This is a genomic window from Pseudodesulfovibrio sp. zrk46 (genome assembly GCF_012516435.1).
Classification (GTDB): domain Bacteria; phylum Desulfobacterota; class Desulfovibrionia; order Desulfovibrionales; family Desulfovibrionaceae; genus Pseudodesulfovibrio.
Genome location: NZ_CP051216.1, coordinates 3,287,230 through 3,309,000, shown reverse-complemented (window position 1 = coordinate 3,309,000; position 21,771 = coordinate 3,287,230). Strand labels below are relative to the sequence as shown.

Sequence of the window (21,771 nt, the reverse complement as noted above, 5' to 3'; positions counted from 1 at the left end):
CTTACAGGCCCCATTTCTTGACGATAGCGTCGTAGGTGCCGTCCTTCTTCACTTCTTCGAGAGCCTTATTCAAAGCATTAAGCAAGTCGTCATTACCCTTGCGGGAGATCATGGCAAACTCTTCGAAGGAAAGAGGCTCACCAGCACGCTTGAAAGTGCCCTTCTTGACAAACTCTTCGGCTACAGACAGGTCTGCGACAACAGCGTCGGCAGCCTTATTGTGAAGCATCATGAAAGCAATGTTATAGGTCTCGGGTTTGACAACACTGGCACCTTCGATTTTATCAGCCTGCTGCTCGCCGGTAGTGCCCAGCTGTACGGCAATCTTTTTACCCTTAAGGTCAGCGGGAGAACTAATATCTGAATCAGTACGAACAACCAGAACCTGACCACTGGCTATGTAGGGTTTTGAGAAACTCACGGCATTGGCGCGCTCGGGAGTAACGGAAAAACCAGACATACCCATGTCGACCTGCCCGGACTGGACTGCGGTAACAATGGCAGCAAATTCCATGGTTACCCAGTTGATCTTAACCCCCAGTTTCTCGGTAATAGCATTAAGCAGGTCAACATCGAAACCGATACGCTCACCAGTATCGCCAATTGATTCGAACGGAGGATAGTCAGGGCTGTTGCCTACGGAGATTACCCCGGCCTTCTTGACCTTTTCCAAAGTGGAACCGGCAAAGGCGGACGCAGTAAATGCACCCAACAAGAGGGCCAAGGCCAACATAATGGTTGCATTAAACTTATTAAACTTCATTTCCAACTCCTTGAATTAAACAGTATTCAAACTCGAGACATCTCGAAATATAAGCGTTTCCCGCTAGTCGACTACACCAGCCATAAGCGGGCCGATTTTGTTAACAGTATCGGGGTCAGATGTAGGCAGGATGCCGAGTATTTCACCACGATAAATAACAGCGATTCGATCTGCCAATTGCAAAGCCTCATTCAAATCGCCGGTCACCAACAGAATGCCTGCCATGTCTCGAGCAGCGAGCAAACGGTGCCAGACTTCTTCTGTCGCAGAAACATCCAGTCCCTGAGTGGGTTGTTCGGCAACTATCAGACGCGGCTCACGGAAAAGCTCACGAGCAAGCACTGCCTTTTGTAGGTTACCACCAGAAAGCTGCCAGGCTAGGGCGTGGATACGTCCCGGACGAATATCAAACTTCTCGATAAGATCGATAGTATCTTTCTCAGCCTGCTTCTTGTCCAGGAACCACCCTTTGGCAAAGCCCTTACGGGTAGTCAACAGCAGGTTGTCCACCAAATTCTGATTACGCAGTGTAGCCAAGCCAAGACGATCCTCAGGAATATAGCACATGGAACGGTTCCAAGTGGATTCAGCAAAAAACTTACGCCACGGCAGGCCCATGATAAACACGGTATCCACAGGCGGCTTAATTAAGCCAGTAATGGCTTCCACCAATGGCTTTTGACCGTTTCCCGCTACACCGATCAGAGCTACGACCTCACCCTTACGGACTTCCAGATCTATTTCACGCAAGCCCAGACCATTCATATTTTTGATTTCTAAAACCGGGTCACCGACTTTCATAGGCTCACGGTCCACTTCAAGCAGAACTTCTTTGCCTACCATGCGGGAGGCAAGATCTGCCTTGGATTCGATACCCGTAGGATCAAGCTCGCCCTCAATTCTACCGCGCCGCAGTATGGCAATTTCATCGGCCAAGGCAATTACTTCTTCCAGCTTGTGACTAATAAAAATGATGGACTTCCCCTGCTCGGTCATACGCCAAAGTGCATCAAAAAGCTTTGTCGTCTCTTCTGGTGTAAGCACCGCAGTGGGTTCATCAAAAATGAGGATACGACTCTCGCGGTATAAAAGCTTGAGAATTTCCACAACCTGCCGCTCTCCCATGGAGAGATCAGAAATATGTGCAGCTGGATCAATTTCTAAGCCATATTCTTCGGCCAGCTTGCCCACGCGTTCTTCCATCTCTTTGGGCTTGATGAAAAGACTGCCCTCCTGCCCAAGAAGCACATTTTCGGCCACGGTCATGCAATCCACCAACATAAAATGCTGGTAAACCATTCCTATACCTGCAGCAATGGCATCCTTAGAAGACTGAAAACGTACAGGATTCCCATTCACCTCAATGTGCCCTTCGTCAGGACGATAACGACCAGCAAGCATGGACATCATGGTAGACTTGCCAGCGCCATTCTCGCCTAGAAGCGCTTTAATGCGACCCGGGTAGATATCGAGGGTAATGGAATCATTGGCGGTCACAGAGCCAAAACGCTTGGTTAACCCTTTGAGGCTGACTACCGGTTTGGCATCCTCAGGCAACTTACGCACCCCCTCAGGACGGACGAAACGAAAAGCTTCCATAAGTCTATCCCTCCGGCTCAATGTTGGTACCCAACGCGGCAGGTGCGTCGATACGACGACCACGGGCTGCAGATAGGATCAAAACAAGAATGGTCAAAATATACGGCAGCATCAGCAGAAGAGAGGATGGTAAATTGGTACCCATTGCCTGCAAACGCAGTTGGAAAGCCATAACACCGCCAAAGAGATAGGCACCTGTCACGGCACGGCCAGGGCGCCAGAAAGCGAAAATGACCAAGGCCACCGCAATCCATCCACGGCCACCAGAAAGGCCGTTTGTCCAAAGATGAGTATAAGCCAGTGAAAGATAAGCACCACCTAGGCCAATGAGAAAACCGCCCGCGATAACGGCAAAGTAACGCAGTCGGATGGGTTTCAAACCGGCAGCTGCAGCTGCTGCTGGCATCTCGCCAGTAGCTGAGACGTGTAGACCGAAGCTAGTACGTCGAAAGAAAAACCAGAAGATAAATGGTATGACAAATGAGACATATACAAGCATGTCATGCTGGAAAAAGATGTCACCAATGACGGGAATCTGTGAAAGCAGCGGAAAGTCAAATGCATCGAAGCCCGGCGCTGGTAGGCCTACATAGGGAACACCCAGAAAGTTCGTCACACCTACGCCGAGAATGGTCAGAGCAAGACCTGAAACAACTTGGTTTCCGAGGCATGTTATGCAAACGAAACCGTGCAAAGCAGCCATTAACATGCCAGCGCCACCACCTGCAAAAAAACCAAGCCACGGTGAACCAGTTACCATGCTGGTAGTAAAAGCAGCCAAAGCCGAAACAGCCATGATGCCTTCAACACCGAGATTCAGCACGCCGCCCTTCTCAGTCATCATTTCACCAAGGGTGGCGTAGAGAATCGGCGTTCCAGACTGCACTGTGGCAGCAAACAGCGGTATCAGAAATTCCCACATAGGCTTCTATCTAGTCCTGCGAACGCGGTTTGCGTTCCAGTTTGTACATCAGGAAGAACTGTCCTGCCAAAACGGTCAACAAGATCATGCCTTCCATGATCGTGCCAAAGGCTGCCGGAATTTGGAGCTCCAGCTGAAGGTTTTCTACCCCCACACGGAGGGCTGCCAGCAGGAAAGAGGCGAAGGCAATGTTAAGCGGCTCCAAACGGGCCAACCACGCCACGACGATGGCGGTGTAGCCATATCCTACCATAAGACTTGGTTGCAAACGATTAAGAACGGCAGATGTTTCGATGCATCCGGCCCAACCAGCGAAACCACCAGACAGCGCCATAACGAGCATCACAAGCATTCCGTATCGAATCTTGGCATACTTGGCCACGCGAGCACCTTCGCCACTGGCTTTGAGCTCGAAACCGAGTCGGGTAAAACTCATAAAAGCCCACAGGCCGACACCGACGACAGCACAAAATGCCAGTCCCCAATGGACCTTGCTGCCCGCGATTCCAGAAATCACGGCAGACGGCGAAAATTCGGGAGTCATGGGGAAGCCAAAGCTAGTAGGGTCCTTCCACACGCCAAACACAAGGTAATCGAGGAGTAATATTGCGATGTAGTTGAGCATCAGAGTTGAAATGATTTCATTAACCCTAAGCTTCAACCGTAGAATTGCAGGGATGAGTGCCCAAATACCACCGAGAACAAAAGCCATGATGAACATGAGTGGCATTAGGACAATCGCGGGCATGTTCGGAAAACTTAGTGCCATCCATGTGGCACCGATTGCACCTAGGGCGAATTGCCCCTCTGCACCGATGTTCCAAATCTGCATGCGGAAGGCTACGGCTACACCTAAGGAGCATAAGAAAAGAGGAATCGCCTTGAGAAGTGCACCTTCAAGAGCCCACAAATGACCAAAGCTTCCTTGCCATAGGATATTAAGCCCTTGCAGAGCATCCTTGCCCTGCCCCCAAAGGAGCAAGGCACTCACTGCGAGGGAAAAGAGCAGGGCGCCCAGGAAAATAACCAGGGCGCCCCACTTCCAGGGTTCTTCTCGTTTTCTGATCTTTAGCACGTAGTGTCCAAAGTTTTTATTCGGTGGTTCCAACAACGCCTTCGACAAACCAAGTCATGCCAAGCAGATCACCGTCAGGAGCGGTGGTTCCTTCTGCGATAACCACTTCACCCTTCTGGTTCTTGATAGGACCGGCAAAGATGGTGTCGTTGCCAGCTACGAGCTTGGCCTTCTCAGCCATAACCTTAGCCTTGACGTCCTCAGGAACCATGGGCCCCATGGGGGCGATATCAACAACGCCGTCAGCCATGGACCACCAGATGGACTGGTCACCCTTCCAGGTGCCGTTCTTAACTTCTTCCACAGTCTTCACGTAAACCGGAGCCCAGTTCCAAATAGCGGAGGTCAAATGAGCCTTAGGAGCAAAGGAGGACATATCAGAGTTGTAGCCAACGGAGTAGGCACCAGCCTCCTGAGCAGCTTCCTGAGGAGCTGGGGAATCCTGATGCTGGGCGATCACATCACAACCGGCGTCCAGCAGAGACTTAGCTGCGTCCTTTTCCAATGCGGGATCATACCATGTCTTGGTCCAGACAACGCGGACTTCTGCGTCCGGGTTCATCATACGAGCACCGATGGTATATGCATTGATACCGCGAATAACTTCGGGAATAGGAAAAGCTGCCACGTAACCAAGCTTATTGGACTTGGTCATAGCGCCAGCGACCATACCGGTGAGGAAACGGGACTGATAGATGCGGCCGAAGTAGTTATTCACGTTTTCGGACTTCTTGAAGCCAGAGCAGTGCATGAAATCAACTTCGGGAAATTCCTTCGCGACCTTGATAGTCGGATCCATGTAGCCGAAGCTGGTGGTGAATATTACATCAAAGTCTTTACGGGCCATGTTACGAATAACACGCTCAGAGTCAGCTCCCTCGGGTACAGACTCGACAAAAGCCGTCTCAGTCCAATCCAGTGCGTCCACTGCTTTTCGCCCCTGATCATGAGCGTAGGAGTAGCCTGCATCACCAACTGGAGAAACATAGACGAATCCAACTTTGATTTTCTTGGATTCTTCCTTGGGAGCTTCAGCCTTTGGCGCAGGGGCCGGTTCAGGCTTTTTCTCCTGGGGTGCTTCGCCACAGGCGAAGAGAGACAGCATCATCGCCATAGAAGCGACGACGACAAACAGTTTCAGCATCTTTTTCATGGGGAACCTCTCCGTTAACATTAAGATCAAACCTCAATATCTCAGCACGCCTTTTAGGGCAACACCCTTTGAAAAGCGATGTACTCTTTTCCGCAAAATATCTGACAAACTTTTTTCGCTTTAATCAACAGTCTGGATAATAGGTTCCACAAACTGAGAAGCAGCATCCCATGGAAAGAGAATCCATGTATCCTGACTAACTTCTGTAATATATGTTTCCACCATTGGACGCCCTTCAGGCTTGGCGTAAACTGTAGCAAAATGAGCATTTGGAACCATTTCTCGCACGACTTTGGCGGTTTTGCCGGTATCGACAAGATCGTCGATCAACAGCCAGCCCTCGCCGTCATTTTCAATGGTTTTAAGAATGTTGGCACTTCCCTGGTCTTTCCAATTATAACTGGAAATACAGATTGTATCGATTAGATGTATTTCGAGTTCGCGGGCAAGAATAGCTGCAGGGACTAAGCCGCCACGAGTGATGGCGATAATTCCTTTCCACGGCCCCTTCTCCATGAGACGCCAAGAAAGAGCCCGGCAGTCACGATGCAACTGCTCCCAAGATACCGGGAACATTTTTTGGTATCGGCTTTTGTCACCCATAGGGAATCACCTCAAATTTTCAATTTAAGCAAAATGAAGGTGGTCACTTACATAGGTTTGACCATTTAATCAAGGGTGCAGGCCCGGCCTTTGTAATCAAAAACAAAGCTCAATGTCTTACGAACTTTATCTGAGAAGATTTTACGAGAAAGCACCTTTCCTGCTACTCTTTTATTGATTTCGCTAACAGTTGGATATGGATGAATTGCTGAAGCTAGAGTTGTAAGCCCTGTATTGGCATTCAATGCAGCCACCCACTCAGCAACGAGCTCTCCAGCATGATGGCCAACGATTTGTACGCCAAGTGGTTTCTCTTTTTTATCCAGTACAAGTTTGATTCGTCCTTCAGAGGCTCCTTCTGCCCTAGCGCGATCATTATCAGAAAACTCTTCTATCCAAACAGAATATTCAATTCCCGCCATCTTTGCTCTTTTCTCGTTCATACCAACACTGGCAAACTCAGGCTCAGTGTAAGTACACCAAGGCAACCAAGTATAATCAGCTTTCCGAGGCAATCGGAATACAATGTTAGATATAATGATGCTCGCTTCATACCCTGCAGCATGTGTAAATTTGAACTGGCCAATCACATCACCCGCTGCAAAAATATGCTTACATGAGGTGCGCATTCTGTTGTCTACAGCAATTCCTCGCAAATCATATTTGACACCTGCATTGTCCAACATAAGACTCTCAATACTCGGCTTACGGCCAGCAGCAATAAGTAATTTCTCCGTACATATAATATGAGCCTCCCCTCCCTGCTCATAGACGATTTCAGTACCACAACTTGTCTTTCTTACAGCAGTAGATTGGGTATTCAATTTCAAATCAATGCCCTCTTCACAAAAAGCATCTTGAACGACAATAGCCATGTCTTCATCTTCTGCAGACAAAATCTGCCCACTTCGTTGAAGAATGATTACTTCTGCCCCCAAACGAGAAAAGGCCTGTGCCATTTCACAAGCAATAGGACCAGCACCCAAAACGGCCATTGATTTCGGTAATTCATTAAGACTGAACAAGTCCTTATTGGTCAAATAATCGACATCTTCAATTCCAGCTAAAGGCAACCCTGCAGGTTCAGAACCTGTAGCAATTACCCAAAATTTAGCTGAAACTCGTTTGCTATTGAACTCAACGGTATGCTCATCAACAAAATAGGCATTACCAAATTCCACTTTTACACCTAACCCGCAGAATCGTTCCACCGAGTCATGAATTTGAATAGCCTCAATGACATTCTGAATTCGCTCTGCCACCTTGGAGAATTGAATAGGTGGCAGATCAACCTTTGGCAGACCATACCGTTCAGCATTTTTCATTTTATGATAAACTGAAGCGGTTTTTATCAAAGTCTTACTCGGCACACACCCGTAGTGAAGACAGTCTCCTCCAAGCTTTGACTCCTTTTCAATCAGTAGTGTCTTTACACCTAGCTGAGAAGCTCCGGATGCAACCGTTAGTCCTGCTGCTCCACCGCCGATGATTCCTAAATCATAATCAAAACTAACCATTTGATCTCCTAGATTGAAACCAACCAAGGACTTTCTTAACCACAAGAGGGAAAACACCTAAAATAGCAAAAGAAATAATCAAACTTGGAGATAAAAGCCCTGAAAGAGACTCCAATTCTCCCAACTCCTTACCTGCATTGACATAGACAACAGTTGCCGGAAACATGCCCAATTGAGAAACCCAATAGTATGTTTTTAAATGCATTGATGTAAGGCCAATGACGGTATTGATGACAAAAAAAGGGAAAACCGGAATTAAGCGCAAGGTGAATAGATAGAACGCGCCATCTTTTTCAATCCCATCATTAACCTTCGCCAGTTTGTCACTAAATCTACTTTGCACCCAACCTCGTAACAAATATCGAGACATCAAAAAAGCTACTGACGCACCAATAGTGCTAGCAAAAGAGACAACGACTACACCAGTTACCAGCCCAAACAAAGCACCTCCTGCCAAAGTAATTACCGTAGCTGCCGGTAGAGCCAAGGCTGTAACCACAACGTATAGCAGAAAATATGCACCCAAGACTACAAAGGTATGTTTGTCATATAGTCCTTGGAATTTTTCGCGAGATTCTTTGAGATATTCGAGAGAAAAAAACTGCCCCAAATCAAACAGAAAATAACAAGCCACAAGTACAATAATGACTGAAATAATTGAAAGCCTCTTCATGGTAGCAGTCTGCATTAACGCTCCTATCTACCAAGCAATTGCATGGCGTAGAGTCCTGCACCAAGCAACCCGCTTTCTTCGTTGGTGTTCAGTTTAATAGGTACGGAATATAAGAATTCTTCATACACATGAGAATTATGAAACTCCTCAAGAAATTCGGGGACATTCACAAACATAGGATTTTTTGCAGCTATCCCACCGGCAATATACAAACCACCTTTACACATCAGCGCAATAGACCAATTACGACAGGCTCGTGCATAAAATCGAGCATACCACTTAGTGGTTTCGCTTTCCGGTGTGATTGCTTCAGAGATATCAGCAGGAGACTTGTCTTCTCCTGTCAAAAATTTGTGAACAAGCTGCAAACCAAGTCCCGTGACAACACTGTCCCCCTCGGCCCAATTGCGTCCACTAGCCCGTCTATTAAACTCTGAATATTCCGCCTCTTTTTTGCCAGTAAATGGGAAAGCCATATGACCGCCTTCAGAAGGCAACGCCACCCATTCATTCTCACCCTTAATTAGTGCTGAATAGCCAAGCCCAGTTCCAGCCCCAATGACGCCAATCACGCCATCTTCCTCTTCACCACCTTGAAGAATCATTGCATCCTTTACAGCACGAGTGCGACAGGCATATGCTTGTGCCGCGAAATCGTTGATAAGGCATGCTTTTCTCACCCTAAAATCAACTTTACGAAGATCTACTCCCCAAGGAGCATTGGGAAGATAGGGGCACTCTACACCATCACGGACAGCACCAGCTACCGCAAGAGCTGCACTATCGAACCCACCAGGCTTAGCTTGAAAATCACTCTCCCAAAGCTGTGTTAACAGCTGTGCAAAGGATTCTGCCCCATGGGTTTTGAGCCAAATGGAATCTTCCATCACAAGCTCACCATTTGCGTCGTCAAACAAGGCGAAGCGACTATTAGTTCCGCCTATGTCCGCTGCCAATATTTTCGCCATTTAATACAAACCTCCGTCGGCGGAAGAATATCATAACCCCGCAAAAAGAAAAGGAGCCCGAAAGCTCCTTTTACAATTGAATCGATTAATCTAGTTATGCAGCTTGTTCAGAATCATTTAAATGATCGGCAGGGTCCACGACCTGTTCAGCAGGACCTTGCCGCTTCTGTACATATTTACGCGTAATACGTCGTAGTGTTTCAGTCTTACCCTTTCGCTCACTCGGACTTAAGAAAGAGGTAAGTTTTCTTTCCAGCTTGTATGAATTTTGCTCCTTACTTATCGCCACAACACCTTCCATCACCAGCTTTTGATTCAAGAGTTCAGCTCTCGTAGAATAATTAATATTTTCTGCAATTGGCGAAAAGATAAGATTGCTCAAAACCAATCCGTATAGTGTCGAAATAAAAGCAACTGGAATATTTTTTAAAATCACTGCAGTGTCATTGATCCCCATAAGAAGACCAATAAGGCCAATTACACTTCCTGCGACACCAAATGCAGGAGCCATCTTTGCCATGGTTTGAAAGAATCTTTCACTTTGCTGTCGTCGCAGGTTAAAGAATGCCATCTCCGTATTCAATGTTTCACGAATTTCATCTTCTTTATAGTTATCAACCAGAAGAATAAGTCCATTTTTAAGGAAAATAGATGTATCGCCGTTCTTTGTACGTTCAAGGGATAGTATCCCATCAACCTTACTCTTGACTGATAAGTCAAGTAGCGTGGTGACAATCTCTTCTGAGGTAACATGCCCGCTAGTGTAAGCATTTTTTGCGACCATAAATGCATTTTTAACATGTTGTACAGGATAGCTGATGAGCATTGCTGCAGTCAGTCCAGAAGCAACAACTAGGAAAGCTGCCACATTCCAATATGCAGCGGCAGCACCAGTCAGCAAGAAACTACTGACAAAAATAAATAGACTGATGATAACGCCAATTAAGTTCTTTTTATTCATGAGAGCCTCCAATCGACTTAGTTCTCATTTGTGATGATTATTTCAACACGTCTATTCATTTCTTGGTTAGCTTCAGATATCCCCGGTAATTCTGGCGCATACGCCCCTCGCCCTGAGACAACAATTCTTCGAGGATCAATCTTAAATTCACTCATCAAAAGATCAGCCACATCATCCGCACGACGAGAAGATAGTCCAAAACTCCTGCTGCCTTCAGCCTCATCAGCAGAAGCGTATCCGATTACGTGGACCATCCCCACACTCAAACGAATAACTTCAGCAATTTCTCGCAAATATGTTAATGCATCAGATCTCAACACATCATCGCCTGCAGCAAAGAACATTTCCCCCCGCAATGAAATACGAACACGATTTGGCCCTTCTCTCATGACAGATATCCCTTCGGCACGATTACGGTATAATACTTTCTTCCCAGCTATTCGTACGTTACTAGAGGCTCCTGTTGAATCAACTCGACTTGATATCTGCCCAATCAACCCTATTAATGGGTCAAGAGTACTTGTTGACTGTGCATTGCCACGACTTTGATCACTAAACAGAACTTTTACATCCTGATGCGTACTGGCATAGACGAATAACACTACAAACAAGACGAACATGACCATCATCAAATCAGCCCATGGTACCACCCAATCATTCATCCCACGAACGGTAATGTGATCGCCAACCTGCTCAAAGGAGGTAAAATCAGAGCCATTGTTTTTCTGTATTTCCTGCATAATTTCTCCTGCATTAGTACGCGCATGTGATGAAGCAAGAAATCTGCCACCGATGTAAGATGCTTATTTTATTTAAACATTTAGCATTAAGAAACATCAATCCACAAAATTCAAAGCCAAAGCGACAAAAAAACGTCGCCTCCGCTCAATTGACGTACTTCAGAATATGAGAGAGAAATCGACATTATGAAACAGACAATCATAGGCCCATTCAAAACGAACACTACGATTATTCTAGCATCAGGCTCTCCTCGTAGGCGTGAGTTACTTAACGATCTCGGGCTAAATTTCGAAGTGCATCCCAGTGAAGCAGAAGAACCTGCGCCATTGATAGGTGAAGAACCAACAGCCTATGCTCTCAGGATGGCTGAAATGAAAACAATCGAGGTTTCAAAATCTTACAAAGGGAAAGTGATACTTGGTGCAGATACCATAGTGGTGCTAAATGAAGATATTATGGGAAAACCCGAAAATGAAGCTGATGCTTTAGAGAAATTAAGTGCTCTCTCGGGGAAAACACATCAGGTGATCTCGGCATACTGCCTGATACTTCCAAGTGGTGAAATTGTATCTCATGCCGTAACAACGGATGTCGACATGCGAATTTCTTCAAAAGCAGAACTAAAAGGCTACATTGCTACTGGCGAACCAATAGATAAAGCCGGTGCATACGCCATCCAGGGCATTGGAACCTTTCTCGTCACTGCCATCCGCGGTTCATACACCAATGTTGTAGGACTGCCCGTCGCTAGGGTCCTTGATACGTTACTTCAAAATAATATAATCGAAGCAAGAGAGGGTTAACTGTGGCAAACACATCCCCATCTGATAAACTGGCAACCTCCCTGGCTACACTCGGACCAATCGGTCATTTCCCTAAAGCTCCAGGGACTTGGGGGGCACTAGCAGCTATTGTTGCTGCGCCATGGCTATTCCTCTCATTTCCATTATGGGGGCGTATTCTTATACTCATAATGCTTCTTGCAATAGGAACATGGGCTTGCAACCGAGCAGAGAAGGTTCTTGGCAAAAAAGATCCAGGCTGCATTATCATTGATGAACTCTTTGGCCAATGGCTCACCCTACTCTTTTTCTCAGGTATCCCTATCGGGTTTATTGTCATCGGTTTTATTCTGTTCCGAGTTTTCGATATATTCAAACCTTGGCCTGTACGGTGGGCTGAAACTGCATTTTCAGGTGGCTTTGGTGTTATGATTGATGATGGTGTTGCAGGACTTTATGCGCTGATATGTTTACATTTCATTGTTTGGGTGTTCTAAATCAATTCCTACAATTATCCAAATGCATCTGTTAATTTGAAGAACTCCTTAAGTATTCAAAACAAAAGCGCCGCCTTCCGATTGGAAAGCGGCGCTTAAATTGTACCTAACACTTCTTACTGAACAACAAACTCTGCACGACGATTCTTTGCCCAAGCTGTTTCATTATGAGCTGGATCGACCGGGCGCTCTTCACCAAAACTCACAAGAGACATACGTTCAGGATCAACACCAAGAATTACAAGATGCTCATACGCTGCACGAGCACGACGCTCACCGAGGGCCAGGTTATATTCCTCAGTGCCACGTTCATCACAATGCCCTTCAATAACCACACGAACATTCTTATAACGACGCATAATGTTGGCCTTCATAGCAAGAATGGCACGAGACTCTTCAGTCAATTCATAGGAGTCAAAAGCAAAATGGATTACCACACTGGTAAGCTCCTCAACAGCCTCAGCCTTAGCACGAGCTTCTGCTTCAGCAGCTAAAGCTGCCTCATCAACCTTAGGCTCAGCTGGTGGCGGCGGAGGCGGCGTCCACTCGGTGTTATCCTTAACCTCTACCTGAGCACCGGGAGGGGTGCTGGTCGTTTTTTTCTTGGCGCAACCAGCGCCGATCATCAGCGCGAGAGCCAAAAAGACCATCAGTGCAAGGTTCCATCTAAATTTCATGCCGTCTCCTTCTGTAGAGCCGTGGCCCGGCCATTATGATTTAGGCTAACTAAAGCCAATGCGGTTACCGTGCTATAGGTGTACTCTTTTTCCAATAAAAATCAACCCGCTGTCAGTGACAAATCACCATTGAAGCGAAGTATCCCATGCCGGAGCGAAAGCAGCACCTGCCCCAGTAGATATCTTACGAGGAGTATCCCCATGACGGGTAGTCAAATAAAGTTTATACTCACCTGCACGATTAGAAGCGAAAGCAACGAAATATCCATCGGGACCAAAGGCTGGATATTCATCATTTCCAGGACCGAAAGTCAGCTGTTTTTCACGACCTGTTGATAAATCATGCAAGTAAATACGATGCCCGTTGGAAGTACGATGGGTATATGCCACATAACGGCCATTGGGACTAATACACGGATGAGTATTATACTTGCCAGTAAGGGTTACTCGGCTAATTTTCCCAGACTTGATATCCATTAAATAAATGTGGGGATTCCCCGCTCTACCTGAGGTGAAAACCATAAGATTACCAGAACGATCAAAGCTCGGAGAAACATCAATGTAGGGACTACGTGCCAACATACGCTTAGGCTTAATCTTTGAGTCTAACTCATAGATGTTGGTGGCACCATTTCGATTGAGAGCTACAGTTAGTCTGTCATTAGGGCCAAAGACAGGACTAATAACTGTCTGCCCAAGCCCTTTAGTATAAAGATGAATCTTCTTAGCCTTGCTATCGTATACGCCAAGTTCATGTCGCGTCTTACCAATATGAGTAAAAGCGATCTTGTCCCCCTCCATGGACCATGCAGGACTTAGATTGAATCCGCCAAGTTTGGTGATACGCTTCAACTCACGGCCTTGAGGTAGCACTGTATATATTTCTTTAGCCTTACCTTCTTGACGCACAAAAGCGATTGGGGAATCAAAGAATCCCTTCTTACCAGCTAAAGCTTCCAAGAAGGCTGAACAGAAACGATCTGCTGCCATCGCCAAAGTTGTTTTGTCTACATCATTATAGGACTTTCCAACCACACGACGCCCACTAAATGTCTCATAGACACGTGCTTCAATATAATTCCCATTCCAGCCAGTAGTCATACACAGATCGACACGGGCTAACTGTAAGGGCTTAAAATCAATATCGCTACCTTTCACCCCCTTACTAGGATCCCCTCCTAAAAGTTCACTCGTAGAAATCAATTTGAGGAAAGGAATATAGCTTAGGTTGTTGGCAACCAATTCCTCAAAAGCTTTTGCTGAAGCATTTGGTATGGGATTACCATCGAGCCCTTTTGGAGGAAGAAGAACGATATTTACCAGCCTCTGACCAGGCCCGTGGATATCTACAGTTAACGGACCTGCGGCATAGGCAGAAAAAGCCACAAATATGGCAAGGACGCTGACAATTGATGTGAGTGCTATGCGTTTCATACAGTTTACTCTGAGAGTTCCTGACTGTTAAAATTGATGCGTAGAATACGATCACGATCTGTCCTAGGTCGCTCTACATATTCCGTTTCACGAATAGCCCTTAATGTCGAATTATCAAACTCGCCATTTCCTGATGGGGCTAGAATTTTCGATGATAAAATTTTGCCTTCTTTATCAAGGACGATTTCTACAGTAGTTATGAGGTTTGCTTCTCCTGCAAAGGTAGGATAACGCCAATTTTTCTTAATCGCAGTCCCTACAATCAATGCGTAGACTTCAGACAACCCTGAACCAACACCGCCTTTAAAACCACCCTGTTGCCCGCCCTCAACACCCTCATCTTGTCCGCCATGAGAGTATGTTTTGGCCCCCGCCTCTTTTTTTAAAGCAGCCAATTCGTCCTGAAGAGCCTTTTGCTTCTTACGCTCCTGTTTTTTTACAGTAGCTTTGGCTGCTGCAAGAGCTTCCATTTTTAACTGCTCAGCCGTCTTTTGAGGCTTAGGTTTTGGTTTAGGCTTTTCTTCTTTCTTTTTCACGACCTTTTTTTCAACCTTTTTAGGGCTGATTTTTTCTTCCTTGGGTTCGATTTTGGGCTCAGACTTGGCTTCTACTACGGGGGCTTCCTTAACTTCTGACACGGGTTCAGATGTTGCCTCGACCACTGGAGCCTGAGGCTCGGCAGGAATTTCTTTAGTTGGCGCCTCTACTACCGGTGCAGGAGTGGGAGGTGGAGCCAGAGACAACAAATCTACAGTATACACAGGGCGGTCCATATTAACGCGCACATCTGTCGTAGATGCCCAAAAAAGTGCATACGCCAGAAATCCCACATGAAGGAGAAGAGAAAGAAATAAGCCCAAGCTTAGCCGCATAACAATCGGGTCCCTTTGGGATTACTTTGTATTTTCATTTTTAGTCTGCTCTGCGACAATACCAAGACGATCAATACCAGACGCCTTAATCTCTCCCATTACTTGAACCACAGTGCCATAAGGAACTTCTTTATCGGCACGCATGAAAAGCTGCTTCTTTTGTTTTGAAACAAGGCGCTTCAAGTGATCTTCAAGTTCTCCTAAGCCGACTTCATATTCGTCAAGAAAGAGCTCTCCGCTCTTCTTAATTGATAAAACTAAATGCTCAGAATCTTGTGGTAAATTCTTAACTGTTCGAGTCGTGGGTAAATCAACTTCTACCCCCTGTGTCATAAGCGGAGCCGTAACCATAAAAATGATTAAAAGTACAAGCATGACATCTACAAAAGGCGTCACATTGATCTCATTGAGAAAGCCGCCACCAGTCTTAATAGCCATAGCGGCCCCCTACGCTTTTTTTTCGCCTTTGGAAGCCCAAGCAATCTCACGCTCAGCGCGATTTAAAAACGCTCCGGCAAAATCAACCATACCGGACTCGACCTCATTGAGCTTACCAAGGAAATAGTTGTAAAAAATGGTGGCCGGGATAGCGACTAAGAGACCAATAGCAGTGGCAATAAGGGCTTCAGATATTCCAGGGGCAACAGTCGCAAGTGCAGCAGACTGCGCCAATCCGATTGAATGGAATGAGTGCATAATACCCCACACAGTGCCAAAGAGGCCGATAAACGGGGCCGCATTGGCGCAAGTGGCAAGAAATGGCAAGTTACGAGTTAACCCACGCATTTCTTTTGAAATTCCCTGTTTCAATACACGACGAAGTGTATCTTTAACCAGTAACCGCTTTCGTTCACGATTAACATCAGCCTTTTCCAATAGACGAAATTCATGCACCGCTAGGGTTGAGACTCGAGCCAAAGGTGATTGATCCTTGGAACCAAGTGCCTTGAGGCCCGATGTAAGGTCTTCGGCATCCATAAAGACATCATACCCTCTAATGACCTTTTTTCGCGCAGTGCCAATCGTAAAAAACTTAAAAAAGATAATGGTCCAACTCCAAATAGACATTAAAGCCAAAAAAATCATGACCATTTTTACGGCTAGAGTGGCTCCCATCAGAAGTGTAAGGATATTGCTGTCAGGCAAAAAATTCATTTGATCACCCGTTATTGTTTGGGCTGAAAATGCCCTCTATTTGTGAAGAAAGCCGCACCATTCTGGCTACGGCTTTTTACTAATTGATTCTTCGACAATTGCCCTATTTCATACACCGCTGCACGATTTCCCAGGCATTGGCTTCAGTCTGACGATATTCCTCAAGTGTTAAACCAGCACCAAGAGCAATTGTTTTACGCAAATCTTGTCCTATTAGGTCACGAGGAGCATGAGCATCGTTGTTTACGACTAGTTTTGCCCCATGTTTACGGGCTAAGGCCACAACATGACCGTTGGTATAACTATGGCCGCCACGTGTTGTGATCTCAAGAGCCACCTTTTTTTCTACAGCAAGGGCCACCTCTTCATCTGTAATCATGCCGGGATGAGCCAATACGTCTACACCAGCCTCAATTGCTGCTAGATTGGTTCCGGGTGCGACAGGTTCAACAGGTGTCTCGCCATGCATAACAACCACTTGTGCCCCGGCCTCTCGAGCTTTACCGACCATCTCGCTAATTAAAGCGGGGGGAATATGGGTCAACTCTACACCTGCAAGCACATTGATATCATAGAAATGTCCATGTTTCTTGACGAAACGGAGAACATTGTCCAAAGAATGATACATATTAGACTCATCTGCATGATCAGTAATGCAAATAGCCTTGTAACCCGCAACTTCTGCGCGGCGAACGAGTTCAGCAGGGATGAGCTCCCCATCACTAAAAACACTATGGGTGTGCAGATCGATCATTGTAGCCTACATTTTATATTTTGTATCATCTTCAGATAGCTTGTTCAGTTCATCCATCCACTTATCGGAATCCTGGGTCTTGATAACAGTTTCGGCATCTTCAATAATTGGAGCCCCTGCCTTTTCAAAGACAGAGCCACCGACATATATGGCGCATTCTGCACGAACAGCCAAAGCAATCGCATCTGAAGGACGACTGTCCAATCGAATAGTCTTACCCTCAGTTGAAACGACGATCTCGGCAAAGAAAGTGCCATCCTCAATATCAGTCACCTCAATACGCGTCACCTTGCCACCCATATCATGAATGCTATTAAGCAACAGATCGTGAGTCATTGGACGAGGGAATGGGGTATTGTTCAGAGCCATTGAAATGGACATGGCCTCCATGGCTCCAATCCAAATAGGTATGGCTCGATCCTGCTCATCCTTGAGGACTATGATAGGCGATTTATTTTGTTCATCCATCGCCATACCAAAAATCTCGACTTTTACCACGGCGTACCAATCCTTTCACCAACCAGCGAATGTTTCTTGGCTTCGGTGATGCGTACAGGCACCATCATACCGACAAGTCCATTGATCTCGGACATCGAAAAATTAATGATGCGCCCGGCAGGATCACGTCCCTTCCACCAAGTTCCGCTTTCATCTTGTTTACGGCTGAGTCCCTCAACAAAAGCCACAGTTTCCCGAGATTCTAAATTCTTTAGACATTTTCTAGTAATATTATTTTGTAAAGTCTGCAAGCGCATCAATCTTTCTGATGCCTCCTGTGGGTCCACTTTAGGTTCCATATTCACCGCAGCAACCCCGGGACGGTCGGAGTACTTAAATGAAAAACTGGATTCATATCCCACTCGCTCCACCATTTCCAAAGTCTGTTGGAAATCTTCTTCAGTCTCCCCAGGAAAACCGACAATGAGGTCTGTAGTCAATGCAATGTCAGGCCGAGCTTCTTTGAGAGCGTCCACAATTTCAAGATAGCGCTTGGTGTTATATTTGCGACGCATGGCCTTGAGTATAGAATCCGAACCAGCTTGAAGCGGCAGATGGAGCGATGGACACAAGTTGGTCAGTTCACCAAAGGCTTTGATGACTTCTGGAGCAATATCCTTGGGGTGAGATGTTGTGAAACGAAGTCGCTCCAGTCCATCCAATGCTGCCACACGATACAACAAGTCCGCGAAGCTGACACCTACCCCTCCCTTGTCCATCCCAAAGCTGTTGACGTTCTGGCCAAGGAGAGTGACCTCACGCACTCCTGATTCAACTAACGCACGGCACTCCTCAACTACGGCATCTGGATGACGAGATTTCTGGCGACCACGAGTGTAAGGTACAATGCAATAAGAGCAAAAGTTATCGCACCCCTGCATGATGTTGACAAAAGCCTGTCGATTCTCAGAAAGAGTCACAGTGCGCTCTTCCGGATTCTCGCGCTCTTCGTAGATGGACACAAAATCAAGCAGGGCCACTCGTTCATCGCTACCCTCTGCGATACGCTCCAATGCGTTGGGGGCATTGGCAATACCATCAGAACCAAAGACCAGTTTTACAAAGGGAAAACGTTCAAAAAAACCGCGGCCCACCTGCTGAGCCACACAACCGCCGACAGCAGCGAAGACGTCTTCATCACGCCTTAAATGCGCTGCAATGCGTCCCAACTCACTGTACACCTTCTGTTCCGGTTTATCGCGCACAGAGCAAGTATTTAGAACATATACTTGTGCCTCATCCTCGTCTGCAGCTTCCCAGCCGCGACTCTCTAGAGCGCGGGTAAGCCAATCAGAATCGTGCACGTTCATTTGACACCCAAAGGTGGTGATGTGAAATTTCATATAGTCATTGTCCTACCCTGATACACGGGCAGTTGAAGGTTTTGTTTACTTAGTATCCAGCTACACCGCTGAACTAAGCATCGGATAGCCAGCTGTCCAGAAAGTGCAAGGCTTTTCCCAATGTTTCTTCTTGTGAAAGCCGTGTGCTATCGATAACCAGTTCCGCATCAGAATTTTCCTCAAATGGAACATCAACCCCGATGACTTCTCCTAGGCCAGGCCACACCTGACCAGTTTTTTTTCGTTCCAATGCCTTATGATACAATCCAGCCAGAACTTCCCCATTTGGCCGAAGCGATTCACGACGTACAGCCTCCTCCAAATCGCAATAAATATAGATTTCCGCAAACCTTGAAATCTGACATCTCGCCCTATCTCGCATAGCCTTTCTATAAGCTGAACCGTCAATGATAACGCATTCGCCCTGCTTCACCAATGAGGCTGCCTCATCAGCAAGCAGGGCATAGGCTTCCTCTCTCTCGCGAGCAGAATATGTTGGTTCAGGGAAGTACGTTTTGCGCCGCCTATCCATAGCAAGGATTGTCACCGTAATTCCTTTGGCTTTAAGATGGTCAGCTATCCCACGAACGAGCGATGACTTGCCACTTCCCGGCAAGCCAACGACCCAAATGGCCCATGCATTCTTGCCAAAGACCATTGGTTACTCCATGTAACGGTTAATGTTCTGCCAGTCGAAAACATCGTCTTCAAGAACATTGACAATGAAATTGAATAGCCGCTTCCGCACTGACTCAGGATGATCGGGGTACCATTCTGGCGAAGCGATGACGAGTCCTCTGAAAACAAAGAACGGGCCAATGACTTCAAGCACCTCTGTATCCCCAGTGCATTCGAGATATTCTTCGAAATAAACTTTATAAAGAGTCTCAAATGGACCAGCCAGCCGATCTTGTTGATAAAGACTCCACAGCAAGTAATTGACCGCCATACTGGCCAGATCGCCACCAGGCTCTCCCCACTCGCCTCGACTCCGGTCCAAAACTGAGAAATCGCCATCTTCGGTCACCAGTACGTTCCACGGATGAAAATCACCATGAACCGCACTCAATCGGTGAGAATACTCCTTGAGCTTCCATCGCCAATCAATAAGCCTTTTTTCCACCGCGACAAAACGCTGATCAGAAAAAAAAGAGAATGGATGAGGATAAGCCTCATCAATAAGCCCTAATATGCACTCACTGGAACCAATCAAATTTCGAATACGCCTAAAATAAAGATGAGGGTCATCATTCTTGGCGCTGTGAACATTTGCAAGCCAACGGGCAAAGTTGCGCGAAGTGTCTATATCAATGTCCAGAAGACCTTTCTTCCGGATACGCTCTAAATTGAGAAAATAGTCGTGTCCTTCAAGCTTTTCATTAACGATAAAAAATTCCTTGGCAGTCTGAACCGGAATTAATTGGTCATCACCGTCCACGTACCCCAGTCCTAGTGGGCGCACATGGCATTCCATACGGGCTGAAGTCTCATACTGAAACATGAGAACAGCTGCACGATCCCAGTAAAACTGATGACCGTATTTATCCCCTTTCATAATAGAGATGACAGCTTCTCGCTCTTTGCCCCCTACTTCAAAATTAATGAGCAGAGGTTTTCCGTAGCCGAAGCCCTTCATCCCCTGCTCATCAAGATTGCCAATATCCCCCACTCCCAAGAGTTGTGCGTCATGTCCGAAAGCACGCTTAAGATATGCCTTTATGGATTCGATCCTCAATTCGATCATGACGCGCCTCCTTGGCGAGTATGGTAATCGTACTACATAGAGCCGAAAGTCGCCTCGTAACGGTTTGTGAACTCTTCAATGGTGAAAGAGTGCTCCTGCGTCCCCTTACACTCAACTGCGTACGCTGCACACACGGACCCCAGTTTGGCGGCTTCAGCAACGGTCTTGCCCATCGAAAGCCCCTTCAGTAAACCCGAACGATAGGCATCGCCAGCCCCGGTGGGGTCAGCAACTTCGGAAACCGGACAGGGGGCAACCATGGTCTCTTCGCCTTTACTGTTCACAATGGATCCTTCTTCCCCCAAAGTAGTAATCAGGTAAGAAACTCGATCTACAATGTCGTCCTTAGAAAGCCCTGTAGATTTCATGACCATTTCCAGTTCATAGTCATTTGTAATTAGAATTTCAGCACCTTCAAATGCTTCGGCAAGTTGCTCACCAGAAAATGCAGGGATCTGCTGACCCGGATCAAATATAAATGGAATGCTATTTTCGCGATAATACTTAGGGTGGTCCATCATATCGTTCAGGTTGCCGGGAGAGATGATACCCAATCCCTCTGCCTTATCCACCTTCTCCATATCATACTGACTGGGATACTTCATCGCACCAGGATTGAAACCGGTAATCTGGTTATCCGACTGATCAGTAGTGATGTAGGCCCCAGCTGTGAATTCCTGTTCAACGGTACGGATTCCTTCGACGGTGATACCGTGTTTCTGCAGCCAAGTATCATACGATGCGAAATCTTTACCGACCTGACTAAGCAAAATAGGCTTTTCGCCCAGCAAGGCCAAATTATAAGCAATGTTACCACCCGTACCGCCAAAGCGTTCGGACATGCCATCCACTAAGAAGCAAACATTCAAAATATGAATTTTATCCGGAAGGATATGGTTGGAAAATTTGTCGGGAAAGGTCATGATGCGATCAAAGGCAAGAGACCCAGAAATATAGATTTGCATTCTTCCTCCTGAAGATTCCGTTTTATTGGCCGTGAGAGTAAAGGGTTGCGCCTTTAGAGTCAACGGAACCTGCTA

Annotated in this window: 24 protein-coding genes; 2 read left to right on the top strand and 22 right to left on the bottom strand. The window is 46.5% G+C overall.

Translation table 11 applies throughout. The features are described from left to right. Position 1 precedes the first annotated feature (1 nt). The 11 genes from HFN16_RS14930 to HFN16_RS14880 all read right to left on the bottom strand — a co-directional run bounded on the left by HFN16_RS14930 (position 2) and on the right by HFN16_RS14880 (position 10,974). Positions 2-763, bottom strand: a complete 762-nt coding sequence (locus HFN16_RS14930) for a basic amino acid ABC transporter substrate-binding protein (RefSeq protein ID WP_168891516.1) — start codon at positions 761-763, stop codon at positions 2-4. Positions 764-826: 63 nt separating this feature from the next. Further along, entirely contained in the window at positions 827-2,362 is a 1,536-nt protein-coding gene (locus HFN16_RS14925) for an ABC transporter ATP-binding protein (RefSeq protein ID WP_168891515.1), read from the bottom strand. 4 nt (positions 2,363-2,366) lie between these two features. After that, positions 2,367-3,284 (bottom strand): ABC transporter permease, encoded by a 918-nt coding sequence (locus HFN16_RS14920; RefSeq protein WP_168891514.1) that lies wholly within the window; start codon positions 3,282-3,284, stop codon positions 2,367-2,369. 10 nt (positions 3,285-3,294) lie between these two features. Further along, the gene (locus tag HFN16_RS14915) at positions 3,295-4,359 is read right to left on the bottom strand and encodes an ABC transporter permease (protein WP_168892382.1); all 1,065 of its coding nucleotides are present in this window, start codon (positions 4,357-4,359) and stop codon (positions 3,295-3,297) included. Positions 4,360-4,375: 16 nt separating this feature from the next. Beyond that, on the bottom strand, positions 4,376-5,512 hold the full coding sequence (locus HFN16_RS14910; RefSeq protein ID WP_210772205.1) for a BMP family ABC transporter substrate-binding protein: 1,137 nt from the start codon (positions 5,510-5,512) through the stop codon (positions 4,376-4,378). A 120-nt stretch (positions 5,513-5,632) separates the two neighbouring features. Then, positions 5,633-6,115 (bottom strand): xanthine phosphoribosyltransferase, encoded by a 483-nt coding sequence (gpt, locus tag HFN16_RS14905; RefSeq protein WP_168891513.1) that lies wholly within the window; start codon positions 6,113-6,115, stop codon positions 5,633-5,635. A gap of 65 nt (positions 6,116-6,180) precedes the next feature. Next, positions 6,181-7,632, bottom strand: a complete 1,452-nt coding sequence (locus tag HFN16_RS14900; RefSeq protein ID WP_168891512.1) for an FAD-dependent oxidoreductase — start codon at positions 7,630-7,632, stop codon at positions 6,181-6,183. Then, complete coding sequence (locus tag HFN16_RS14895; RefSeq protein ID WP_168891511.1) at positions 7,625-8,320, bottom strand: TVP38/TMEM64 family protein; 696 nt, start codon at positions 8,318-8,320, stop codon at positions 7,625-7,627. Before HFN16_RS14895 ends, HFN16_RS14900 begins: the two co-directional genes overlap by 8 nt. Positions 8,321-8,328: 8 nt before the next feature. Beyond that, a complete protein-coding gene (locus tag HFN16_RS14890; RefSeq protein ID WP_168891510.1) occupies positions 8,329-9,273 on the bottom strand; it encodes a glucokinase in 945 nt (314 codons plus the stop codon). A gap of 94 nt (positions 9,274-9,367) precedes the next feature. Next, a complete protein-coding gene (locus tag HFN16_RS14885; RefSeq protein WP_168891509.1) occupies positions 9,368-10,234 on the bottom strand; it encodes a MotA/TolQ/ExbB proton channel family protein in 867 nt (288 codons plus the stop codon). A gap of 17 nt (positions 10,235-10,251) precedes the next feature. Further along, the gene (locus tag HFN16_RS14880) at positions 10,252-10,974 is read right to left on the bottom strand and encodes an OmpA family protein (protein WP_168891508.1); all 723 of its coding nucleotides are present in this window, start codon (positions 10,972-10,974) and stop codon (positions 10,252-10,254) included. Positions 10,975-11,160: 186 nt separating this feature from the next. Here HFN16_RS14880 and HFN16_RS14875 point away from each other — a divergent pair, with 186 nt between their 5' ends. Both HFN16_RS14875 and HFN16_RS14870 read left to right on the top strand, forming a co-directional pair. Continuing rightward, complete coding sequence (locus HFN16_RS14875; protein ID WP_168891507.1) at positions 11,161-11,778, top strand: Maf family protein; 618 nt, start codon at positions 11,161-11,163, stop codon at positions 11,776-11,778. A gap of 2 nt (positions 11,779-11,780) precedes the next feature. After that, the gene (locus HFN16_RS14870) at positions 11,781-12,254 is read left to right on the top strand and encodes a phosphatidylglycerophosphatase A (protein ID WP_168891506.1); all 474 of its coding nucleotides are present in this window, start codon (positions 11,781-11,783) and stop codon (positions 12,252-12,254) included. 116 nt (positions 12,255-12,370) lie between these two features. On the opposite strand, the gene pal is transcribed toward HFN16_RS14870, so the two are convergent. The 11 genes from pal to HFN16_RS14815 form a co-directional block, all read right to left on the bottom strand. Continuing rightward, on the bottom strand, positions 12,371-12,931 hold the full coding sequence (gene pal / locus HFN16_RS14865) for a peptidoglycan-associated lipoprotein Pal (protein WP_168891505.1): 561 nt from the start codon (positions 12,929-12,931) through the stop codon (positions 12,371-12,373). 123 nt (positions 12,932-13,054) lie between these two features. Continuing rightward, positions 13,055-14,365 (bottom strand): PD40 domain-containing protein, encoded by a 1,311-nt coding sequence (locus tag HFN16_RS14860; RefSeq protein WP_168891504.1) that lies wholly within the window; start codon positions 14,363-14,365, stop codon positions 13,055-13,057. A gap of 5 nt (positions 14,366-14,370) precedes the next feature. Then, a complete protein-coding gene (locus HFN16_RS14855) occupies positions 14,371-15,225 on the bottom strand; it encodes a TonB family protein (RefSeq protein WP_247648349.1) in 855 nt (284 codons plus the stop codon). Between the two features lie 33 nt (positions 15,226-15,258). Further along, entirely contained in the window at positions 15,259-15,675 is a 417-nt protein-coding gene (tolR, locus tag HFN16_RS14850; protein ID WP_168891502.1) for a protein TolR, read from the bottom strand. Positions 15,676-15,684: 9 nt separating this feature from the next. Next, on the bottom strand, positions 15,685-16,392 hold the full coding sequence (tolQ, locus tag HFN16_RS14845; RefSeq protein ID WP_168891501.1) for a protein TolQ: 708 nt from the start codon (positions 16,390-16,392) through the stop codon (positions 15,685-15,687). Between the two features lie 103 nt (positions 16,393-16,495). After that, the gene (locus HFN16_RS14840; RefSeq protein ID WP_168891500.1) at positions 16,496-17,146 is read right to left on the bottom strand and encodes a histidinol phosphate phosphatase domain-containing protein; all 651 of its coding nucleotides are present in this window, start codon (positions 17,144-17,146) and stop codon (positions 16,496-16,498) included. 6 nt (positions 17,147-17,152) lie between these two features. Then, the gene (locus tag HFN16_RS14835) at positions 17,153-17,644 is read right to left on the bottom strand and encodes a bifunctional nuclease family protein (protein ID WP_168891499.1); all 492 of its coding nucleotides are present in this window, start codon (positions 17,642-17,644) and stop codon (positions 17,153-17,155) included. Next, positions 17,638-18,987 (bottom strand): tRNA (N6-isopentenyl adenosine(37)-C2)-methylthiotransferase MiaB, encoded by a 1,350-nt coding sequence (gene miaB / locus HFN16_RS14830; RefSeq protein ID WP_168891498.1) that lies wholly within the window; start codon positions 18,985-18,987, stop codon positions 17,638-17,640. Before miaB ends, HFN16_RS14835 begins: the two co-directional genes overlap by 7 nt. A gap of 73 nt (positions 18,988-19,060) precedes the next feature. Next, positions 19,061-19,645 (bottom strand): adenylyl-sulfate kinase, encoded by a 585-nt coding sequence (locus tag HFN16_RS14825; protein ID WP_168891497.1) that lies wholly within the window; start codon positions 19,643-19,645, stop codon positions 19,061-19,063. A 3-nt stretch (positions 19,646-19,648) separates the two neighbouring features. Then, the gene (locus HFN16_RS14820; RefSeq protein ID WP_168891496.1) at positions 19,649-20,731 is read right to left on the bottom strand and encodes a phosphotransferase; all 1,083 of its coding nucleotides are present in this window, start codon (positions 20,729-20,731) and stop codon (positions 19,649-19,651) included. A gap of 32 nt (positions 20,732-20,763) precedes the next feature. Then, entirely contained in the window at positions 20,764-21,696 is a 933-nt protein-coding gene (locus HFN16_RS14815) for a carbohydrate kinase family protein (protein WP_168891495.1), read from the bottom strand. Positions 21,697-21,771: the final 75 nt, after the last annotated feature.

Excerpts from the sequence above, each read along its gene's own strand:
- HFN16_RS14815 (WP_168891495.1), bottom strand. The coding sequence starts at position 21,696 with ATGCAAATCTATATTTCTGGGTCTCTTGCCTTTGATCGCATCATGACC.
- HFN16_RS14875 (WP_168891507.1), top strand. The coding sequence starts at position 11,161 with ATGAAACAGACAATCATAGGCCCATTCAAAACGAACACTACGATTATT.
- HFN16_RS14825 (WP_168891497.1), bottom strand. The coding sequence starts at position 19,645 with ATGGTCTTTGGCAAGAATGCATGGGCCATTTGGGTCGTTGGCTTGCCG.
- HFN16_RS14920 (WP_168891514.1), bottom strand. The coding sequence starts at position 3,284 with ATGTGGGAATTTCTGATACCGCTGTTTGCTGCCACAGTGCAGTCTGGA.
- miaB (WP_168891498.1), bottom strand. The coding sequence starts at position 18,987 with ATGAAATTTCACATCACCACCTTTGGGTGTCAAATGAACGTGCACGAT.
- HFN16_RS14900 (WP_168891512.1), bottom strand. The coding sequence starts at position 7,632 with ATGGTTAGTTTTGATTATGATTTAGGAATCATCGGCGGTGGAGCAGCA.
- HFN16_RS14880 (WP_168891508.1), bottom strand. The coding sequence starts at position 10,974 with ATGCAGGAAATACAGAAAAACAATGGCTCTGATTTTACCTCCTTTGAG.
- HFN16_RS14860 (WP_168891504.1), bottom strand. The coding sequence starts at position 14,365 with ATGAAACGCATAGCACTCACATCAATTGTCAGCGTCCTTGCCATATTT.
- HFN16_RS14895 (WP_168891511.1), bottom strand. The coding sequence starts at position 8,320 with ATGCAGACTGCTACCATGAAGAGGCTTTCAATTATTTCAGTCATTATT.
- HFN16_RS14840 (WP_168891500.1), bottom strand. The coding sequence starts at position 17,146 with ATGATCGATCTGCACACCCATAGTGTTTTTAGTGATGGGGAGCTCATC.
- HFN16_RS14890 (WP_168891510.1), bottom strand. The coding sequence starts at position 9,273 with ATGGCGAAAATATTGGCAGCGGACATAGGCGGAACTAATAGTCGCTTC.
- tolR (WP_168891502.1), bottom strand. The coding sequence starts at position 15,675 with ATGGCTATTAAGACTGGTGGCGGCTTTCTCAATGAGATCAATGTGACG.
- tolQ (WP_168891501.1), bottom strand. The coding sequence starts at position 16,392 with ATGAATTTTTTGCCTGACAGCAATATCCTTACACTTCTGATGGGAGCC.
- HFN16_RS14820 (WP_168891496.1), bottom strand. The coding sequence starts at position 20,731 with ATGATCGAATTGAGGATCGAATCCATAAAGGCATATCTTAAGCGTGCT.
- gpt (WP_168891513.1), bottom strand. The coding sequence starts at position 6,115 with ATGGGTGACAAAAGCCGATACCAAAAAATGTTCCCGGTATCTTGGGAG.
- HFN16_RS14930 (WP_168891516.1), bottom strand. The coding sequence starts at position 763 with ATGAAGTTTAATAAGTTTAATGCAACCATTATGTTGGCCTTGGCCCTC.
- HFN16_RS14925 (WP_168891515.1), bottom strand. The coding sequence starts at position 2,362 with ATGGAAGCTTTTCGTTTCGTCCGTCCTGAGGGGGTGCGTAAGTTGCCT.
- HFN16_RS14885 (WP_168891509.1), bottom strand. The coding sequence starts at position 10,234 with ATGAATAAAAAGAACTTAATTGGCGTTATCATCAGTCTATTTATTTTT.
- HFN16_RS14910 (WP_210772205.1), bottom strand. The coding sequence starts at position 5,512 with ATGAAAAAGATGCTGAAACTGTTTGTCGTCGTCGCTTCTATGGCGATG.
- pal (WP_168891505.1), bottom strand. The coding sequence starts at position 12,931 with ATGAAATTTAGATGGAACCTTGCACTGATGGTCTTTTTGGCTCTCGCG.